This is a genomic window from Streptomyces sp. NPDC015171 (assembly GCF_043079545.1).
GTDB lineage: Bacteria > Actinomycetota > Actinomycetes > Streptomycetales > Streptomycetaceae > Streptomyces.
This window is the reverse complement of record NZ_JBIBUO010000006.1, coordinates 390,679-407,941: the sequence shown is the minus strand read 5'-3', so window position 1 is coordinate 407,941 and position 17,263 is coordinate 390,679. Positions and strand designations below refer to the sequence as shown.

15 protein-coding genes are annotated in these 17,263 nt (G+C 71.6%); 4 read left to right on the top strand and 11 right to left on the bottom strand.

Annotated elements, in window-relative coordinates; all coding sequences use genetic code 11:
• Window positions 1–32: 32 nt before the first annotated feature.
• Window positions 33–473 carry an Lrp/AsnC family transcriptional regulator gene (locus ACF073_RS19825; protein WP_392071638.1) on the bottom strand — a complete coding sequence of 147 codons (441 nt, stop codon included), beginning with the start codon at window positions 471–473 and terminating at the stop codon, window positions 33–35.
• Between the two features lie 234 nt (window positions 474–707).
• On the opposite strand from ACF073_RS19825, the gene ACF073_RS19820 reads away from it, so the two are divergent.
• A complete protein-coding gene (locus tag ACF073_RS19820; protein WP_392071636.1) occupies window positions 708–1,142 on the top strand; it encodes a hypothetical protein in 435 nt (144 codons plus the stop codon).
• A 6-nt stretch (window positions 1,143–1,148) separates the two neighbouring features.
• Here the strand turns inward: ACF073_RS19820 and ACF073_RS19815 are convergent, their stop codons facing one another.
• From ACF073_RS19815 to ACF073_RS19805, 3 genes are all read right to left on the bottom strand, one after another.
• The gene (locus ACF073_RS19815; RefSeq protein WP_392071634.1) at window positions 1,149–2,246 is read right to left on the bottom strand and encodes a phosphotransferase family protein; all 1,098 of its coding nucleotides are present in this window, start codon (window positions 2,244–2,246) and stop codon (window positions 1,149–1,151) included.
• A gap of 11 nt (window positions 2,247–2,257) precedes the next feature.
• Complete coding sequence (locus tag ACF073_RS19810; protein WP_392071632.1) at window positions 2,258–3,358, bottom strand: hypothetical protein; 1,101 nt, start codon at window positions 3,356–3,358, stop codon at window positions 2,258–2,260.
• Window positions 3,359–3,700: 342 nt separating this feature from the next.
• Complete coding sequence (locus ACF073_RS19805) at window positions 3,701–4,873, bottom strand: acyl-CoA dehydrogenase family protein (protein WP_392071630.1); 1,173 nt, start codon at window positions 4,871–4,873, stop codon at window positions 3,701–3,703.
• Between the two features lie 328 nt (window positions 4,874–5,201).
• Here ACF073_RS19805 and ACF073_RS19800 point away from each other — a divergent pair, with 328 nt between their 5' ends.
• Window positions 5,202–6,431: a glycoside hydrolase family 18 protein gene (locus ACF073_RS19800; protein WP_392071628.1), complete on the top strand. Its 1,230-nt coding sequence runs from the start codon at window positions 5,202–5,204 to the stop codon at window positions 6,429–6,431.
• Between the two features lie 55 nt (window positions 6,432–6,486).
• On the opposite strand, the gene ACF073_RS19795 is transcribed toward ACF073_RS19800, so the two are convergent.
• The 5 genes from ACF073_RS19795 to ACF073_RS19775 form a co-directional block, all read right to left on the bottom strand.
• Window positions 6,487–7,134 (bottom strand): TetR/AcrR family transcriptional regulator, encoded by a 648-nt coding sequence (locus tag ACF073_RS19795; protein ID WP_392071627.1) that lies wholly within the window; start codon window positions 7,132–7,134, stop codon window positions 6,487–6,489.
• 78 nt (window positions 7,135–7,212) lie between these two features.
• Window positions 7,213–7,353 carry an SCO1431 family membrane protein gene (locus tag ACF073_RS19790; protein ID WP_392071625.1) on the bottom strand — a complete coding sequence of 47 codons (141 nt, stop codon included), beginning with the start codon at window positions 7,351–7,353 and terminating at the stop codon, window positions 7,213–7,215.
• A gap of 104 nt (window positions 7,354–7,457) precedes the next feature.
• A complete protein-coding gene (locus ACF073_RS19785; RefSeq protein ID WP_392071623.1) occupies window positions 7,458–8,822 on the bottom strand; it encodes a peptidase C39 family protein in 1,365 nt (454 codons plus the stop codon).
• Between the two features lie 169 nt (window positions 8,823–8,991).
• Window positions 8,992–10,518 carry an amino acid permease gene (locus ACF073_RS19780; protein WP_392071621.1) on the bottom strand — a complete coding sequence of 509 codons (1,527 nt, stop codon included), beginning with the start codon at window positions 10,516–10,518 and terminating at the stop codon, window positions 8,992–8,994.
• Between the two features lie 105 nt (window positions 10,519–10,623).
• On the bottom strand, window positions 10,624–11,580 hold the full coding sequence (locus ACF073_RS19775) for a hypothetical protein (RefSeq protein WP_392071619.1): 957 nt from the start codon (window positions 11,578–11,580) through the stop codon (window positions 10,624–10,626).
• 259 nt (window positions 11,581–11,839) lie between these two features.
• Between ACF073_RS19775 and ACF073_RS19770 the strand changes: the two genes are divergently transcribed.
• The gene (locus ACF073_RS19770) at window positions 11,840–12,460 is read left to right on the top strand and encodes a uridine kinase (RefSeq protein WP_392071757.1); all 621 of its coding nucleotides are present in this window, start codon (window positions 11,840–11,842) and stop codon (window positions 12,458–12,460) included.
• A 431-nt stretch (window positions 12,461–12,891) separates the two neighbouring features.
• Entirely contained in the window at window positions 12,892–14,763 is a 1,872-nt protein-coding gene (locus ACF073_RS19765) for an AAA family ATPase (RefSeq protein WP_392071617.1), read from the top strand.
• A gap of 61 nt (window positions 14,764–14,824) precedes the next feature.
• Here ACF073_RS19765 and ACF073_RS19760 read toward each other — a convergent pair whose 3' ends face one another.
• Together ACF073_RS19760 and ACF073_RS19755 are read right to left on the bottom strand one after the other, a co-directional pair.
• The gene (locus tag ACF073_RS19760; protein ID WP_392071615.1) at window positions 14,825–15,898 is read right to left on the bottom strand and encodes a hemolysin family protein; all 1,074 of its coding nucleotides are present in this window, start codon (window positions 15,896–15,898) and stop codon (window positions 14,825–14,827) included.
• A complete protein-coding gene (locus ACF073_RS19755; RefSeq protein WP_392071613.1) occupies window positions 15,895–17,229 on the bottom strand; it encodes a hemolysin family protein in 1,335 nt (444 codons plus the stop codon). Before ACF073_RS19755 ends, ACF073_RS19760 begins: the two co-directional genes overlap by 4 nt.
• Window positions 17,230–17,263: the final 34 nt, after the last annotated feature.

Here is a 17,263-nt window from a genome sequence, read left to right as displayed (position 1 = left end):
CGCGGGGCCCGCCGGGCACCGGGGCGCGCGGTTCAGATCTTCGGGGGACGCGCCTCGTACGGTGTGGACAGCACCACCGTGGTGCGGGTGGAGACGCCGGCCAGCGAACGCACCCGGGCCAGCAGTTCCTCCAGTTCGTGCGGGGTGGAAACGCGCACCTTGAGGATGTAGTTCTCGTCGCCGGCCACGCTGTGGCATGCCTCGATCTCGGGGACGTCGGCGAGGCGGTCCGCGATGTCGTCGGGGGCGCTGGGATCGAACGGTTTCACCGAGATGAACGCGGTCATCGGCAGCCCGATCGCCTCGGGGTCGACCACCGCGGCGTAGCCGCGGATGACACCACGCTGTTCCAGCCGGCGCACCCGCTGGTGCACGGCCGACGTGGACAGGCCCGTGGCCTTGCCCAAGTCTGTGTAGCTCATCCGCCCGTCCTTGACGAGCAGCTGCACGATCTGACGGTCCAGCTCCTCCATGCCGCCAAAACCTACAGTGCGGTTGATCTCCTCGGATACCTGAGAGGCGCAGGTCATTCCCCGTTCGGGAGAAAAAGCACCGGGACGGGCATCTGCGGGCGGCATGTGACGAACGCCACACACCTGGAACCGGCTCCGTGATGTTCTCGTGATTACCGCCGAGAGCGGACGGGAAGTGCTTGCTGTGGTCGAGGCCGCAGCGCCTTCACGGCCCAGCCTTAGGGGGAGAATCCCATGCAGAGTGCCCATCGCCCTGGTCGATCCGCGTCCATCGGCCGGCAGCCCGTCGCCGAGCCCGAGCCGGAGGGCGTCGAAGCCGACCTCTTCGACGAGGAGCCGGACGCCTACGACACCTTCGAGATGTACCGGGTGATCTGCCCGGACTGCGCGCAGCCGATCGCGCTGCTGGCGGACGAGGACTACCTGCCGGAGCACGCGCTGTGCGCCTCGCCGTGGAACCCGTTCGGTCTCACGGTCTGCGCGGGCACGGGGCGTTCGGCGGCCGACGCCCGCCCCGCCGACGAGTCCGTCGAGCCGCAGGAGCAGGACACCGCGCTGCTGCTGACGCTCCCCCAGGGACTGGACTGGCGCACGCAGCCCTTCTCGCACGTCGGCGGCCCCGGTTCGCGCCCGATGCGCGGGCCGGAGATGCGCCGCCAGGCCGCCTGATCCGGCTCACCGCTCCCAGTAGGTGCCCTGCACCATGGCGCGCAGGCTGTCGTGGTGCAGGATCAGCGTGTCCGGGTCCGCCGGTACGGCGACCTCCCCGAAGTACGCCTGGCGGTAGGCGATGCGCAGCATGACGATCGCGTGCCGCAGGGCGGCGTAGAGGGTGTAGAACTCCATGTCCCGCGGGGTGTGGCCGGTCAGCCGCGCATAGCGGGCCTCGACGCGGTCGCGGCTGAGGAAGCCGGGCAGTCCCGGCTGTCCGGAGCCGGTCGTGAGGTCCTGGAAGAAGCGGTGCAGATAGATCGTCCAGCCGAGGTCCACCTCGCGCGGGGCGAGGGCCGCCATCTCCCAGTCCAGCACGGCGACGGGGTCGAAGCCGTCGTAGACGATGTTCCCGATGCGCGCGTCCCCCCAGCTGAGCACGGGTTCGCCGGGATCGCTCGGCCACAGCCGGGCCAGCCGGTCGAACGCGGCCTCGATGAGGGGTGAGCGGGCGAGGCCGTCGATCACCCAGGAGTAGTAGGCGCGTTGGGCCGTCACATGCCGGCTCAGCGCGTCGCCCGGGCCCGGCAGGGCGAGGAACTCGGCTTCGGCGGGCGGTACTTGGCCGTGCAGCCGGGCCAGCAGCCCGACCGTGGCCGCTTCCAGGCGCTCCCGCTCGTCGTCGCTCGCCGCGTGCAGCCAACTGCCCTGGTAGGTGTACGGCATGACGTCCGGCGGCACCCGTCCGGCGACCCGTTCCATGACGAAGAACGGCGCCCCGAGCGGGCCCGGGTCCTCCTCCAGCCACAGCACCCGGGGCACGGGGACGTCGGTGTGCTCGGCCACGAGCCGCAGGGTGCGGTACTGGCGTGCCATGTCGTACTCGGGGAAGACCGTGTACGCCGCCGGGTCGGCGGCCAGCCGCAGCGCGCAGGAGGCGACCGGCGGCCGGGGGTGGTCTATGTCGAACAGCAGGGTCTCGCTCGACATGCCGTTGGAGGCCGGGACGGTGACGCGGGCCGCCTCGGCGCCGGGCAGCCGGGTGCCGAGCCAGGCGGAGAGCCGCCGGGTCAGCTCCTCGGGGTCGCGGGTGCTGGTGCGGGGGCGCGGTGCGGTGGTCATCTCGTCTCCCCTCAGGGCGCGACGGAGTCGAACCCGGTGAAGCCGCTCGGGTCGTGCCGGCCGAACGAGCCGTGCTCGAAGATGCCGTACCCGGTCCGCCCGTCCATCCGGAAGCGGGCGGAGTGGTCGGTGACGCCGTAGGCGGCGAGGGGGTGCGGCGAGGACAGGTCGTAGGTGCGGCGGTCCACCCAGCCCCTCCCCTGCCAGCTGCCGTGCTGCCAGTCGTCGGCCGGCGGATAGCCCGCGCCGAGGGCGAGCGGCGAGGAGGCGAGGATCTCCACCTCCAGTTCCTGCGGCTTGCGCGGATCCCCGAGGTGGACGACGGCGCGCTCCGGGTGCCGGGTGCCGGACCGGTAGCCGATCTCGGTCCGGGGCCAGCCGAGTTGGCGGTCGCGGTGGCCGGGGCGGACCAGGGTGGCGTCGTTCAGGGAGCGGTAGCCGTCGGCGTCCTCCTGGGCGATGACCATCAGGAAGCGGTCCTCGAAGCGGACCGGGCACCAGATCCAGTGGAAGCCCTCGGCGGGATGGTCGGCGGCGAGCCGGCCGCCGTCCTCGCCGGGCATCGGGCGCACGCCCCAGCTGCGGTCCCGGGTCCCGGTCCAGCCCTGTGCCGAGACCTCGGACTCGGTGCCGTCGGCCCGGATCACGCCCGCGACCCGCCCCGCCTGGACGAACCGCCGCCCCTCCAGGGTGAGCCGGTCCCCCCGGCGCTGGAGGTGGTGCGGCTCCCATAGGGCCGGGAAGGCGGCCGTCCAGGTCAGGTCGTACGAGAGCTGTTCGTCGGTGCACACCAGGCGCAGCTGCTGGAGCGGCCGGACCACCTCGATGCGCAGCGGGCCCACGACGAGCCGTGTCCGGTCCTCGCCGAGGGCGTCGGAGGCGCGTACGGCGCGCAGGGTGTCCCCGGTGCGGAGGGTGGCGTAGGCGTCGATCACGCCCAGGTTGGGGTAGACGCCGAGGCCGAGGATGAGCAGGGCGCGGCCCGCGTGGTCGAAGACGTGGAAGATGCAGCGGTCGTAGGCGTTCCGGTCGCCGGTCGCCACGTGCTTCATGGAGAGCGGCACTTGGTGCACGGGGAACTCGTCGAGCGGTACGGGTCGGTCGTCGGCCACGGACACCCCCTGGACGATGGTCAGCTGACGGTACGTCAGGTGACGGGAGGAGGCCAGGGGGTGAACCGGACGCGTATGGACAGACGCTCGATTCCGCCGGGCGGTGACCAGTCCGGCCTCTGCCGCGTTGCCCGGGTATGACCCCCACGTACGCGGCGATCGGGCGTCAGCGCCGTATCTTCGTGCCCCGTCCGGCAGAATCGGTTCCGCCGTTCGCGCCGCAGGATCCGCCGATCTACCGCGAGCTCATGCGGACCTGGGCCGAGCGGGGCCGCACCCTGCCGGGCCGCCATGACCCGGAGTGGATCAGGCTGGCGGCCCCGACGGTCCGCACGGGCCAGTTCAGCGGCCTTCTGGCCCCGCCACGTGACGGGCGATGACCATCCGCTGGATCTGGTTGGTGCCCTCGACGATCTGCAGCACCTTGGCCTCGCGCATATAGCGCTCGGCCGGGAAGTCGGCCGTGTACCCGTACCCGCCCAGTATCTGCACGGCGTCCGTGGTGACCTTCATGGCCGTGTCGGTGCAGTGCAGCTTGGCCATGGCGGCCTGCTTGGCGAACGGCCTGCCGGCGTCCCGCAGCCTGGCGGCGGCGAGGTACAGCGCGCGGCCCGCCTCGATCTGGGTGGCCATGTCGGCGATCATGAAGCGCAGGCCCTGGAAGTCGGCGATGGGGTGGCCGAACTGGCGGCGCTCGGTGGCATAGCGGACCGCCTCGTCCAGCGCGGCCTGCGCGAGGCCGATGGCGCAGGCGGCGATGCCGAGCCGGCCGGAGTCGAGCGCGGACAGGGCGATGGAGAAGCCCTGGCCCTCCTCGCCGATGCGCCGGGCGTCGGGGACCCGGACGCCGTCGAGATGCACCTGCGCGGTGGGCGAGCCCTTCATGCCCATCTTCTTCTCGGGGACCGCGCCGCTCAGCCCCGGCGCGTCGCCGGGCACGAGGAAGGCGGTGATCCCGCGCGGGCCGTCCTCGCCGGTACGGGCCAGCACGGTGTAGAAGTCGGCGATGCCGCCGTGCGTGATCCAGGCCTTGGTGCCGGTGATCACCCACTCGTCGCCCTCCCGGACCGCCTTGGTGCGCAGGGAGGCCGCGTCGGAGCCGGAGGACGGCTCGGACAGGCAGTACGCCCCGAGCAGACCGCCGCCCAGCATCGCGGGCAGATGCTCGACCTGCTGCTGCTTGGTGCCGTAGGCGGCGAGCGCGTAGGAGGCGAGCGTGTGGACGCTGACGCCCAGGCCGACCGTGAGCCGGGCCGCGGCCAGCTCCTCCAGCACCTGGAGGTAGACCTCGTAGGGCTGGTCGCCGCCGCCGTGCTCGCCGGAGTACGGCAGGCCCAGCAGGCCGGACGAGGAGAGCAGCGTGAAGACCTCGCGCGGGAAGCGTCCCGCGTCCTCCTCCTCCGCCGCCTTCGGCGCGATCTCGCGCTGGGCGATCTCCCGGACGAGGGCGAGCAGATCTCTCGCCTCTTCCGTGGGCAGTTGACGCTCCACCGGCTGCGGGTCGCGGTCGGGCATGGCGTCGGCTCCTCCCTGTTCGGACCGGCGGTACGGCCCGTGGATGGGGCGGTTCCGCCTGATCGTTCCGCCGTGCCACAGGCACCGCTCCCGGGTCTCGGAAGCTGCTGACCAGCGGCATGCGCTGTGAGTATGCCCGATCGGCGACCTCCAGTCACCAGTTAACGACCGCTTACTTCAGGATTCCAGTCGGCACGGCAGGCCCGGCCGAAATTGGTCCGAACCATTGACCTAGTGGTCTAGTCCTCCTACTGTGCATGACCAACGCTTTACCGCGTTCATGCCAATCGGCTCGCGTTCCCCTCACCCCCACGAGGAGAGACACCCGATGCACACTCCCCGCACCCTCGTCCGAGCGCTCGTCTCGGCCGCCTGTACCGCCGCACTCGGCGCCGGCCTGCTGGCCGGCACCGGCACGGCGACCGCCGCGGCACCGAGCACCCCGAAGCTCGCGGCCGGCTCCAAGGTCGTCGGCTACTTCACCGAATGGGGCACCTACGACCGCAAGTACTACGTCAAGAACATCGAGACCTCGGGCTCCGCGGCCAAGCTGACCCATATCAACTACGCCTTCGGCAATGTCACCGGCGGCAAGTGCGCGATGGGCGACGCCTACGCGGCCACCGACCGGGCCTACACCGCCGCCGAGTCCGTCGACGGCGCCGCCGACACCTGGGACCAGCCGCTGCGCGGCAACTTCAACCAGCTGCTGAAGCTGAAGAAGAAGCACCCGGGTCTGAAGATCCTGTGGTCCTTCGGCGGCTGGACCTGGTCCGGCGGCTTCGGCGAGGCCGCGAAGAACCCGGCCGCCTTCGCCCAGTCCTGCTACGACCTGGTGAAGAACTCCAAGTGGGCGGGGGTCTTCGACGGCATCGACATCGACTGGGAGTACCCGAACGCCTGCGGCAACACCTGTGACACCAGCGGCCGGGAGGCCTTCAAGAACGTCATGGCCGCCCTGCGGTCCAAGTTCGGCTCCGGCAGCCTGGTCACCGCCGCGATCACCGCGGACGCCACCAGCGGCGGCAAGATCGACGCGGCGAACTACGCGGGAGCGGCCCAGTACGTCGACTGGTACAACCCGATGACGTACGACTACTTCGGCGCCTGGGACGCGGCGGGGCCGACCGCACCGCACTCCCCGCTGAACTCCTACTCGGGCATCCCGAAGGCGGACTTCCACACCTCGGCGACCATCGCCAAGCTCAAGGGCCTCGGCGTCCCGGCCTCGAAGCTGCTGCTCGGCATCGGCTTCTACGGGCGCGGCTGGACCGGCGTCACGCAGGCGGCACCGGGCGGCACGGCGACCGGTCCGGCGGCCGGCACCTACGAGCAGGGCATCGACGACTACAAGGTGCTCAAGACGAAGTGCCCGGCGACCGGCACGGTGGGCGGCACCGCCTACGCCAAGTGCGGTAACAACTGGTGGAGTTACGACACCCCGGCGACCATCGGCACGAAGATGACGTACAAGAACCAGCAGGGCCTCGGCGGCACCTTCTTCTGGGAGCTGAGCGGCGACACCGCGAACGGCGAGCTGATCAAGGCGATCAACTAGCCCCGAGCGGGGGGAAGGAGGGAGCGGGGGACCACGAGCCTCCGCTCCCTCGCTTTCAGCCGTCCCGGCGGGCGGCCGGCGGTGCCGGGTGGGCGGGGTCCAGCTCCTCGACGGCGCGCAGGGCGCCGCCCAGCGTCTTGACCAGCAGCTCGCGCATGGTGTCGCGGGGCAGCCCGGGGCGGTCGATCCAGTCCAGGGTGGCACCCTCGACGCTGCACACCCAGGAGAGCAGGCCCATCCGGGCCAGCGGGGAGATGTCGGCGCGGCCGTAGGCTCCTTCGGCGATCGTGGCGATGATCGCCTCGCGCACGCCGTCCCGTATCGCGTGCACCTCGGCGTCGAATCCCACGCCGCCGCTGACGATGGTGCGGTAGGCGGCCTGGTGGTGCTCGGCGTAGCGCAGATAGCCGTCGATCGTGCGGTGCACCCGGTCCACGGCGGGCAGTTGGAGGCCGCCGGCGGCGGAGGTCACCAGGTGGGCGACGGAGTCCTCGACGATGGCCAGGTAGTAGCCGCGCTTGGACCGGAAGTAGTAGTAGATCAAGCCCTTGGCGACCTGCGCCTGGCGGGCGATGTCGTCCATGGACAGGGCGTCGTAGGACGTGTCCGCGAACAACTTCCGCCCGATGGCGATGAGTTCGGCGCGACGCGCCGTCGAGCGCTCGGTGCCGCGCACCTGGGCGGCGGCACGCTGGTGCGGCATGTTCAAGATCGACCCTGGTCTAGGCGCGACGGGACATCCGCAGTATGTCAGAACATGCCACAGGCGGAAGCGGTCGGTTCAGAGCAGGCCGAGCTGGGTCACGAGCATCGCGAACACCACGACGAGGACCCAGCCCATGACGTGCTCGACGATCTTCGGGCCGTCTTCCCCGGGGCCGCCGGTGCGGACGCGGGTGGCGGTGGCCTGGTGTGCGCTCATGGTGATACTCGCAGAGGTCGGACGTACACGGTCGGATCCCCCCGCCCATGTGTCCACCTTGCCACCCGCGACGGCTTTTGCGGCGATGAACTCGGTCACACGCCTCAGCGCACGCCCACCGCGGCGAGCGCCCTGCGCTGGTGCGGGGTCGGATGGGCCGGGAAGTAGAGGTAGCAGACCCCTCCGGTGCCGGAGACGACCTTGCCGGAGGCGTTGTACCGCTTGGTCCTGAGCCAGATGTTCTCGAACTCCCGGCGCGCGTAGACCCGCCGCACCGCCGCGTCGTCCGCCGAGGCGGGGTCGTTGGCGATCACGTCTCCGTCGGCCGTGAAGCCGATCACGGTCATCAGATGGCCGGAGGTGCCGTAGCCGGCGCCGGTCAGCTCCTCCTTCAGGAAGGACTGGGACGTTATGGCCGGGATGCCGGCCGCGATCAGCGTCTCCAGGTCGGTGAGGGAGGCGAGCCGGGTGACGACTCCCTGCAAGCCTTCGAAGGTGGCCGCGTAGGCGGCGTTGAAGGGCCAGTTGCCGCAGCCCTCGTACTGGTGGTCGTAGGTGAACCGGGCCGCGTGGTCGACCTGCGGGTCGGCGTAGGCCGGGTCGACCCAGGACAGCTGCTCGCGGGTGAGCCGGCCGCCCCAGTACTCGATGATCATCTGCGAGGAGGTGGGGCTGCACCAGGCCTCGCCGCCGTTGTCGTACTCGGGGTACTGGCCCTTGTGGATCTCCTGCGAGTAGCGCGGGACGGCCAGTTCCTGGGCGAGGCCCGGGGTGGAGGCCGGGACGGTGAAGCGGTCGGGGACGTCGGAGCCCATCGCGCCGAGCCGCCAGACGGTCGGGGTGCGGCGGGTGCCGGGCCTGCGGTAGAGGGTGAGGCGCAGCCGGTACGCGGTCAGGCGCAGGCCGGTGCTCGCGTCGTCGATGGCGAAGGTGTCGGTCCAGACCGTGCTCCTGCCGTCGGTCTGGCCGTCCACCGAGGTCCGCTTGATGTCCTGGTCGCCCGAGGCCCAGCGGCCCATCACGTACCAGGGCGTGTCGGTGCCGTCCGCGTACGTGCCGCGCAGCTCGACCTGGAGCCAGGTGCCGGCCGGGGTGTGCGCGCTCCACGAGGCGACGACCTCGGTCGCGGGCGTGGTGAGCCGGTGCACCGGGCCGGTCCAGGTGGCGTACTCCCAGGTGGCGGTGGTACCGGTGTGCGGGTCGGTGTAGTCGGTGCGGCCGGCGGGGGCGCCGATCAGGATCCCGGGGCGCCGCCCGGGGACGGGCCGGGTGCCCTGGGCGGCGCCGGAGCGCCAGTCCCGGTACGTGGTCCACGCGTGGTAGTCGATGGCGCGGGCCGGCGCCGTGCCGGGGCCGTCGGCGTCGGCGGCCGGCGGCGCCGCGGCGGCGGGGGCCGCCGTAGCGGTCACCGCGGCGGCGACGGCCGCGGCGAGAACGGTTCTGCGGGACGGCTGTTGGGCTCTGCTCATGGGCGCGACGACCCCCAGGTGTCCGAGTCGGGGCTGATCTGGTGCAGGGTGTGCGCCAACTATGGAGCAGGCCGCACCCCCCTGCCAGCACTTCGGCGCATGCCGCGCCAGGAATATTGGTCTGGGCCACTGGCAGGGGGTCGGGCGGTGGGCCGGGCGGGTGCCGCGGTCAGACCAGGTCCATCGCGGCGACCTCGTCGGGACGGCCGTAGCTGACCGGCCCCTGGAAGCGGCGGCGGGCGGTGGCGAACCACCACACGGTGGCCACCAGCAGGACGACGGCGAGGGCGATCGGCGCGTAGTTGAACGAGTCGCCGGTGATCGGGGAGGCCTGCGGCAGCATGAACAGGACGCTGCTGAGCAGGATCCAGACCACCGCGAGCCAGCCGATCGGCCTGCCCCAGCGGCCCAGGTGCCAGGGGCCTGGCTGGAACGCGTCACCGAGCCGCAGCCGCAGGAAGATCGGAACGGCGTAGGCGAGGAACAGCCCGACCACGTTGACGCTGACGATGGCGGTGAACGCCGTGTGCGACCACCAGCCCGGCACCACCAGGGCCAGCGAGCAGGCGACCGCGAGCCACACCGCCTTCACCGGCGTACGGGTGCGCAGCGAGACCGAGTGCCACCAGCGGGAACCGGGCATGGCGCCGTCCCGGGAGAAGGCGAAGATCTGCCGGGTGTTGCTGGTGAGGTTGGCGAGACCGCAGAAGAGCATCGCGCCGATGACGAGGAGCAGCATCACCTTGGCGGTGCGCAGGCCGAGGCCGTCGATGAGGATCTGGACCGGCGGCGCGGCGGCACCGGCCACCTTGCCGTAGTCGCCGATGCTGTAGACCAGTGCCAGCATCAGGATCAGTCCCGCGATCGCGGAATAGCCGATGGCGCGGGTGATGCCCTTCGGCGCGCTGACCGTCGCCTGGACGGTTTCCTCCGACATGTGGAAGCTGCCGTCGAACCCGGTGAAGGTCCAGCTGGTGACCAGCAGTCCGAGCATGCCGCCGTAAAGCCCGCTCGTGAAGCCGGTGTTGTTCTCGAAATGCGTGACGAAGGACGCCGGCTGATGCTGATCGGGCATCACTATGAGTGCACCCACGATCACGACGAGTCCGATCAGCAGCCACCACACGGAAATACGGTTCAGTACGGCGACGAGCTGCACGGTGAAGGTGTTGGCGAGCCCCTGCAGGACGATGATGAGGGCCGTGATCAGCACCGTCTGGTGCGCGGTCGGCTGGTAGGAGGGCCACTGCAGGTGCACGAAGACCTGGATGAAGGTGGCGGCGGCATAGCCGGTGGCGGCGGTACCGCCGATCTGGCCCACGAAGTTCAGCCAGCCGGTGAACCAGGACCAGGCGCCTTTGTGCCGTTTGGCGAGTTTGCCGGCCGAGAAATAGAGGGCGCCACTCGTCGGATAGGCGGAGGCGACTTCCGCCATGGCGGCGCCGATGAGCAGCACCATCACCGAGACGCCGATCCAGCCGAACACGAGAATGCGCGGACCGCCCGCGTTCATTCCGAATCCGAAGGACGAGAAAATACCCGAGAGGATATTGATGATGGTGAAGGAGATCGCAAAATTGTCGAACGCCTTGAAGCGCCGGGTGAGTTTCCGCGGATAACCCATCGCGTGCAGGGTGGCGTCATCGTCGAGCACGACGGTGTCCGCCGCGCGGGCGGGCGCCCGGTGAGTCGACATCCGTTCCGACACAGATCGGCCTTTCTCTCGATGGGGCGGTTCGGGGGACGGTGCGCAGGGACGGTTCGGTGGGGCGGCTCGATGGGAACAGAGGGGCGAACAAGATCAGCCAGGTCCCGGGACGGGCAGTCCGCAGACACGCCGGGCCCGCGAGAGCTGCTCGGCGGGGTCGCCGAAGGCGCTCCAGGGCATGCGCGAGGCGTACGGGCCCATCGCCGTGAAGACCGCCCTGGCCTCGAACTCGCGCTGGCCCATGACCAGCGCGTGGGCGAGGTAGGCCAGGTCGAGCACCGGGGTGAAGCGGTAACCGCTCGCCGCGGGCAGCCAGTTCTGGTAGATCGCCAGCGCGGTGGAGCGCCACTGGGGCTGCTCCCACACCCGGTCGGCGAGCAGCTGGGTGGGGTTGTAGCTCTCCACCAGGGCCACCAGGGGCAACAGCCGCAAGACGGAGTCGGCGGGCGCCCGCTGGCTGAGGAAGGCGGCCACGTCCCAGGCCGCGGTGACCGAGCCGCCGTACCGGGTGAAGAAGCAGGACAGGAAGCGGTGGTGTGCCTCGCGGTGCCAGGGGTCGAGGGACAGGATGTGCGCGAACAGCCGCCAGGGCCCCGGCGGCGCGGTGAGCAGGCCCTGCGGCGCCGGGTCGCGCAGCCGGTGCAGCCGGGCCATGGCGAGCCGGGCGACCCAGGGGGTGGGGTCCCCCGGGGCCTCGTCGGCGGCCCGGTCGCAGGCGGTCAGCGCGATCCGCTCCAGCGCCTCGGCGCGGCCGTCGCGCGCGTCGGCCGCCCGCAGGGCGCGCTGCACGGCGACCCGGGCCCACATCAGCGAGGCATCGGGGGTCGGCTCCTCGGCGAGCCAGCGCTCCACCAGATCGGTGCCGGCCGCCTCGGAGGCGAGCACCAGCGAGCGGTGGGCGCGCAGGGCGAAGTCGGAGCGCGTCTCGGCGAGGGCCTCATGGGCGTACCGATAACGCCCGGCGCGCACATCGACGCATGCGCTCGCCAGGGCCCGGTCGTCGGCCGCCGGATGCCACACATAGTGCCCTTCGAATAACTCCGCGGCCATGTCCCCCTGCCCGTCGCGCGTTCGGCGCATCACGTTGCGCAGGAGGCACCTTACTCAGCGTGGACCACACCCGGAACGCCGATTTCGACATATCGGTCAGGCGATTCGGAATGTTTATCGATGCCCTTGGCCGGCCGCCGGCCGATGGTTCAAGGCGAGACTTTTCCGGGGCGGCGGGACCGGCGATCCGGCGGCCCCGGGCCGCCTCTAGACTGTTTCGTGGAAAACCTTCACACCAGCCACACCTCTGGGAATCGCCATTCACGACCTCGCCGCCCGGCTGCGCGGGCTCCCTCCCTCGCTGGGGCCGGTCCGGCTGATCGGCGTCGACGGGCACGCGGGCTCCGGGAAGTCCACCTTCGCCGGCCGGCTCGCCGAGGCCCTGGGCGGGGCTCCGGTGCTACATCTCGACGACATCGCCAGCCATGAGCAGCTGTTCGCCTGGACCGGCCGCCTCCTGACCCAGGTGATCGAGCCCCTGGCGCGCGGCGAGAGCGCCCGCTTCACCCCCTACGACTGGCATGCCCGCGCCTTCGGGCCGCCGCGCCCGCTGCCGGCCGCACCCGTCGTCCTGATCGAGGGCGTCGGCGCCGGCCGCCGTGCGCTGCGCCCGTATCTGGCCCGGCTGCTGTGGATGGAACTGCCCCGGGAGGAGGCGTGGGCGCGCGGCCGGCGGCGGGACGGCGCGGAGCAGCGGGAGTTCTGGGACGGCTGGGTCTCGGCGGAGCACGCGCACTTCGCCGCGGATCCTTCGCGCCCCCATGCCGATCTCCTGGTGCGGCAGCGACAGGAGGGGTACGAGGTGCTGCCGGGACCCGCCTCGGCACCCGGAATCGGGCCCGCTGTGACCCTGAGTGATGGTCCGTCTCCGATGTGGTGAACGTGTGAAGAGCCTTGCGAGCCAAGTTTTTCGAGTGCCTCAACTCTGCTTGACCGAGGGGCCGTACAGGACTTACGTTCTCAATGTGCGGCTTTCGGAGTCGCCCGATGACACGAAGCCCCCGGTTGTTCCCCCGTGACCGGGGGCTTCGTTCTGCCCGTGGACCCCTTTTTCCGGACGCCCCGCGCACCCGCCCTCTCACCCTGGGTCACGAAGGCCCGTGCGCCCCGTCTGCTCCCACCTCGCCGAACGCCCTGTGCGGCACCCTTCGGTACCCGGAGGTACCGCGGGTACGATGCCTTCGGTGCGACCTTCGAGCGGCTGCTTCGCGCACCGGCAACTCCGGTCCGCGGCACGGCGGTTCGAACGCGGAGGCCGTCGGGCGACCGCCCGGTGGTGAACCACGGGGGCACGGTCTGTGGGGGGACGTGATGGACTTCGGCACGCAGGGCCCCGAGGCCCCGGCCGACCTCGTCTGGCTGCGGGGGGTGGACGCCTACACGATGGGTGCCTATCCGCAGGCGGAGGAGGAGTTCCGCACCGCGGTGCGGATGGACCCGGGTATGGCGGACGCCTGGCTCGGACTGCACGCGCTCCGGGTCGACACGACCACCGCGCTGCTGCGGATGTTCCGGCACCGCGACCGCTTCGGCGAACAGCGCACCCGGCACCGCCGCACCCTCAACTCCTGGTACTGGCTGGGCTGGTGGGTGCAGCCGGTGCTGGAGAGCCCGCGCGACCTGCTGCTGGCGCACGCCTCCCACTGGCTGGACGGCCGGCATGTGCCCGAGCTTGACCGCGCCCTCGCCGGACTGCCCCCGGTCGACGCCGACGCCCAGGTCCGCTTCCTGCACGCCTGCCGCTCCTATCTGGTCAAGGACTGGGAGCAGCTGGTCCGGCACACCGACCCGCTGCTCGACGACCCCATGCTCGGCATCGAGGCCGGGCTGTTCGGCGGCATGGCCCGGGTCCGGCTGGAGATGTACGGCCAGGCCGAACCCCTGCTGTCGGCGGCGCTGATGAGATGCCGCAGCGAGCAGCCGCAGCGCAAGGAGCTGCGGTACTGGCTGGCCCGCGCCCATGAGGGCACCGGCCGCAGCGCCGCGGCGCTCCCCCTGTACCGGGCGGTGCACCGGGTCGACCCGGCGTTCATGGACACCGCCGCCCGGCTCGCCGCGATCGCCGAGGGCGACGGGTACGAGGACGTGGCCGACCTCGCCGCGATCACGCTGACCGGCGCCGGGCAGGACGCGGTGGACGGGCCTGACGGGTTCGATCCCCTGTTCGGCATGGAGGGCCGGGACCTGCGGCTGCCGGAGCCCGATCTGCCGACCGGGCCGCTGCCCTCGGTGGGCGATCCCGCGGTGCGGCTGAGGACGGGGGTGCCCGCGACGGGCGGCTCACCGATCCCGGCCGGCCCGACCGACCCCGCGTTACTGGAGGAAGCGCTCGCCGAACTGGAGCGCATGGTGGGGCTCGAACCGGTCAAGCGCCAGGTCAAGGCATTGTCGGCGCAGCTGAACATGGCCCGGCTGCGGGCCGGCCAGGGACTGCCGGTGCAGCCCCCGAAACGGCACTTCGTCTTCTCCGGGCCGTCGGGGACCGGGAAGACCACGGTCGCACGGATCCTCGGGCGGGTCTTCTACGCGCTGGGGCTGCTCGGCGGCGACCACCTCGTCGAGGCCCAGCGGGCCGATCTGGTCGGCGAGTACCTCGGGCAGACGGCCGTGAAGGCCAACGAGCTGATCGACTCCGCGATCGGCGGGGTGCTGTTCGTGGACGAGGCGTACTCGCTGTCCAACTCCGGCTACGGCAAGGGGGACGCGTACGGCGACGAGGCGCTCCAGGTGCTGCTGAAGCGGGCCGAGGACAACCGGGACCACCTGGTGGTGATCCTCGCCGGCTATCCGGAGGGCATGGACCGCCTGCTCGCCGCCAACCCCGGCCTGTCGTCCCGCTTCACCACCCGCGTCGACTTCCCGTCCTACCGGCCGCAGGAACTCACCGAGATCGGCAAGGTGCTCGCGGCGGAGAACCGGGACCACTGGGACGAGGAGGCGCTGGAGGAGCTGCGGTCCATCGCCGGGCACGTGGTCGACCAGGGGTGGATCGACGAGCTGGGCAACGGGCGGTTCCTGCGGACGCTGTACGAGAAGAGCTGCGCGTACCGGGACCTGCGGCTGTCGACGTACGCGGGGGCACTGTCCCGGGCGGACCTGGCGACGCTGCGGCTGCCGGATCTGATGCAGGCGTACGGAGAGGTGCTGTCGGGGCGGGGGCCGCAGGACCCGCCGGGGTTGTAGCGGCGCCCGCAGGGGCGCGGGGAACCGGCCGGTTCTCCCGCGCCCGCTGCCGGCGTCCGGCCTAGGTGGCCAGCGCCTCCTCCGGCTCCCCGCTCACCCTGGGCTCCGGCATGTCCCGGTGCGCCGGGTCCCGGACCTCGCCGACGAGCAGTTCCAGCACGTCCTCCAGGGCGACCAGGCCCAGGACCTTGCCGGCGGCGTCGGCCACCTGGGCCAGGTGCGTGGCCGCCCGGCGCATCACGGTGAGGGCGTCGTCGAGCGGCAGCTCCGCGCGGAGCGTGGCCATCGGACGCCAGACGTGCTGCGGTACGGCCCGCTCCGAGTCCTCCAGGTCGAGGACGTCCTTCACATGCACGTACCCCATGAAGGGGCCCTTCTCGGTCGCCGCGACCGGGAAGCGGGAGTAGCCCGTGCGGGCCGTCAGCTCGACGATCTCCCCCGGGGTGACCGACGGGGCCACCGTGACCAGGGTCTCCCGGCGCAGCAGGACGTCCGTCACCGGGCGGGAACCCAGTTCGAGGGCGTCCTCCAGGCGCTCCTGCTCCTCGGGGCCGAGGAGGCCCGCCTGGCCGGAGTCCTCCAGCAGGCGGTTGAGCTGCTCGGTGGTGACGACCGCCTCCACCTCGTCCTTCGGCTCCACCCGGAACAGCCGCAGGATGCCCTGGGCGCAGGCGCCGAGTGACACCGTGATCGGCCTGCACAGGCGGGCGAACCAGACCAGACCGGGGCTGAGCCAGAGCGCCGCCTTCTCGGGCGCCGCCATGGCGAGGTTCTTCGGCACCATCTCGCCGATGACCAGGTGGAAGAAGACCACGGCGGCCAGGGCGATGACATAGCCGAGCGGATGGATCACGCCGTCCGGCAGGTGGATCCACTCGAACAGCGGTTCCAGCAGGTGCGCCACCGTGGGCTCGGCGACCGCGCCGAGCGTCAGGGAGCAGACGGTGATGCCGAACTGGGCGGCGGCCATCATCTGCGGCAGCCGTTCGAGGCCGTAGAGCACCTGGCGGGCCCGGGCCGTGCCGAGCGGTTCGATCTGGCTGCGGCGGACGGAGACGAGCGCGAACTCGGCGCCGACGAAGAAGCCGTTGGCCAGCACGAGCAGCGCGGCGAAGACCAGTTGGAGGACGCTCATCGGGCGGCCTCCAGCGCGCTCGCCGCCTGCGCCGTGCGGACCAGGCGGACCCGTTCGGCGCGATAGTGGTCGACCTGGCGGACCGAGAGCCGCCAGCCGGGCAGTTCGGCCCGGTCGCCGGGGGCCGGGATCCGGCCGAGCAGATCGGCGACGAGGCCGGCGACGGTCTCGTACGGCCCCTCGGGCACCTCCAGGCCTATGCGCTGGAGGATGTCGACGCGGCAGCCGCCGTCGACGTCCCAGGCGGGCCTGCCGTCCTCGGGCGGAGCGGGGGCCAGCTCGGGCATGTCCTTGGCGTCGTGCTCGTCGCGGACCTCGCCGACCAGCTCCTCGACGATGTCCTCCAGGGTGACCACGCCGGCCGTGCCGCCGTACTCGTCCACGACGACCGCGATGGGCTGCTCACTGCGCAGCCGGGCGAGCAGCGGCTGGACCGGCAGGGTCTCGGGGACCAGGAGCGCCTTGCGGGCGATCCGGCTGACCGGTGTGCGCAGCCGCTCGTGGACCGGGACGGCCAGCGCGTCCTTGAGGTGGGCCATGCCGACGATCTCGTCGATCTTCTCCCGGTAGACGGGGAAGCGGGACAGTCCGGTGGCCCGGGTGAGGTTGACCACATCCTCGGCGGTGGCCGAGTTCTGCAGCGCGCTCACCTTCACGCGCGGGGTCATGACGTGCTGCGCGGTCAGCTCGCCCAGGGACAGGGTGCGGACGAACAGGTCGGCCGTGTCCTGCTCCAGAGCGCCGGCCTGGGCCGAGTGCCGGGCCAGGGAGACCAGCTCGCCGGGGGTGCGGGCGGAGGCCAGCTCCTCGGCGGGCTCGACGCCGAGGGCGCGCACGAGCCGGTTGGCGACCGTGTTCAGCGCCGAGATCACCGGGCGGAACAGGCGGGCGAAGCGGTGCTGGGGGCCGGCGACGAAGCGCGCGACCTGCAGCGGCCGGGAGACGGCCCAGTTCTTGGGCACGAGTTCGCCGACCACCATCTGGATCGCCGAGGCCAGCAGCATGCCGACGACGACGGCGATGCCGGAGGCGGCGCCCTCGGGGATGCCCAGGGCGCCGAACGGGCCGTTGAGCAGCTCGGCCAGAGCCGGCTCGGCCAGCATGCCGACGACCAGGGAGGTGATGGTGATGCCGAGCTGGGTGCCGGAGAGCTGGAAGGACAGCTCCTTCAGCGACTCCACGACCGTACGGGCGCGGGCGTCGCCGTCGGCGGCTGCCTTCTCGGCGTCCTGGCGCTCGACGGTCACCAGGCCGAACTCGGCCGCCACGAAGAATCCGTTGGCGAGAATCAGCAGGAACGCCGCTCCTAGGAGCAGCAGGGGGATGGTCACGCTGCCACCGCCTTCCCGCTATGTCGGGAGGGGA

Bases quoted from the DNA above. Each gene is read 5' to 3' on its own strand.
- ACF073_RS19825 (WP_392071638.1), bottom strand. From the start codon at position 473: ATGGAGGAGCTGGACCGTCAGATCGTGCAGCTGCTCGTCAAGGACGGG.
- ACF073_RS19820 (WP_392071636.1), top strand. From the start codon at position 708: ATGCAGAGTGCCCATCGCCCTGGTCGATCCGCGTCCATCGGCCGGCAG.
- ACF073_RS19815 (WP_392071634.1), bottom strand. From the start codon at position 2,246: ATGACCACCGCACCGCGCCCCCGCACCAGCACCCGCGACCCCGAGGAG.
- ACF073_RS19805 (WP_392071630.1), bottom strand. From the start codon at position 4,873: ATGCCCGACCGCGACCCGCAGCCGGTGGAGCGTCAACTGCCCACGGAA.
- ACF073_RS19800 (WP_392071628.1), top strand. From the start codon at position 5,202: ATGCACACTCCCCGCACCCTCGTCCGAGCGCTCGTCTCGGCCGCCTGT.
- ACF073_RS19795 (WP_392071627.1), bottom strand. From the start codon at position 7,134: ATGCCGCACCAGCGTGCCGCCGCCCAGGTGCGCGGCACCGAGCGCTCG.
- ACF073_RS19790 (WP_392071625.1), bottom strand. From the start codon at position 7,353: ATGAGCGCACACCAGGCCACCGCCACCCGCGTCCGCACCGGCGGCCCC.
- ACF073_RS19785 (WP_392071623.1), bottom strand. From the start codon at position 8,822: ATGAGCAGAGCCCAACAGCCGTCCCGCAGAACCGTTCTCGCCGCGGCC.
- ACF073_RS19780 (WP_392071621.1), bottom strand. From the start codon at position 10,518: ATGTCGACTCACCGGGCGCCCGCCCGCGCGGCGGACACCGTCGTGCTC.
- ACF073_RS19775 (WP_392071619.1), bottom strand. From the start codon at position 11,580: ATGGCCGCGGAGTTATTCGAAGGGCACTATGTGTGGCATCCGGCGGCC.
- ACF073_RS19765 (WP_392071617.1), top strand. From the start codon at position 12,892: ATGGACTTCGGCACGCAGGGCCCCGAGGCCCCGGCCGACCTCGTCTGG.
- ACF073_RS19760 (WP_392071615.1), bottom strand. From the start codon at position 15,898: ATGAGCGTCCTCCAACTGGTCTTCGCCGCGCTGCTCGTGCTGGCCAAC.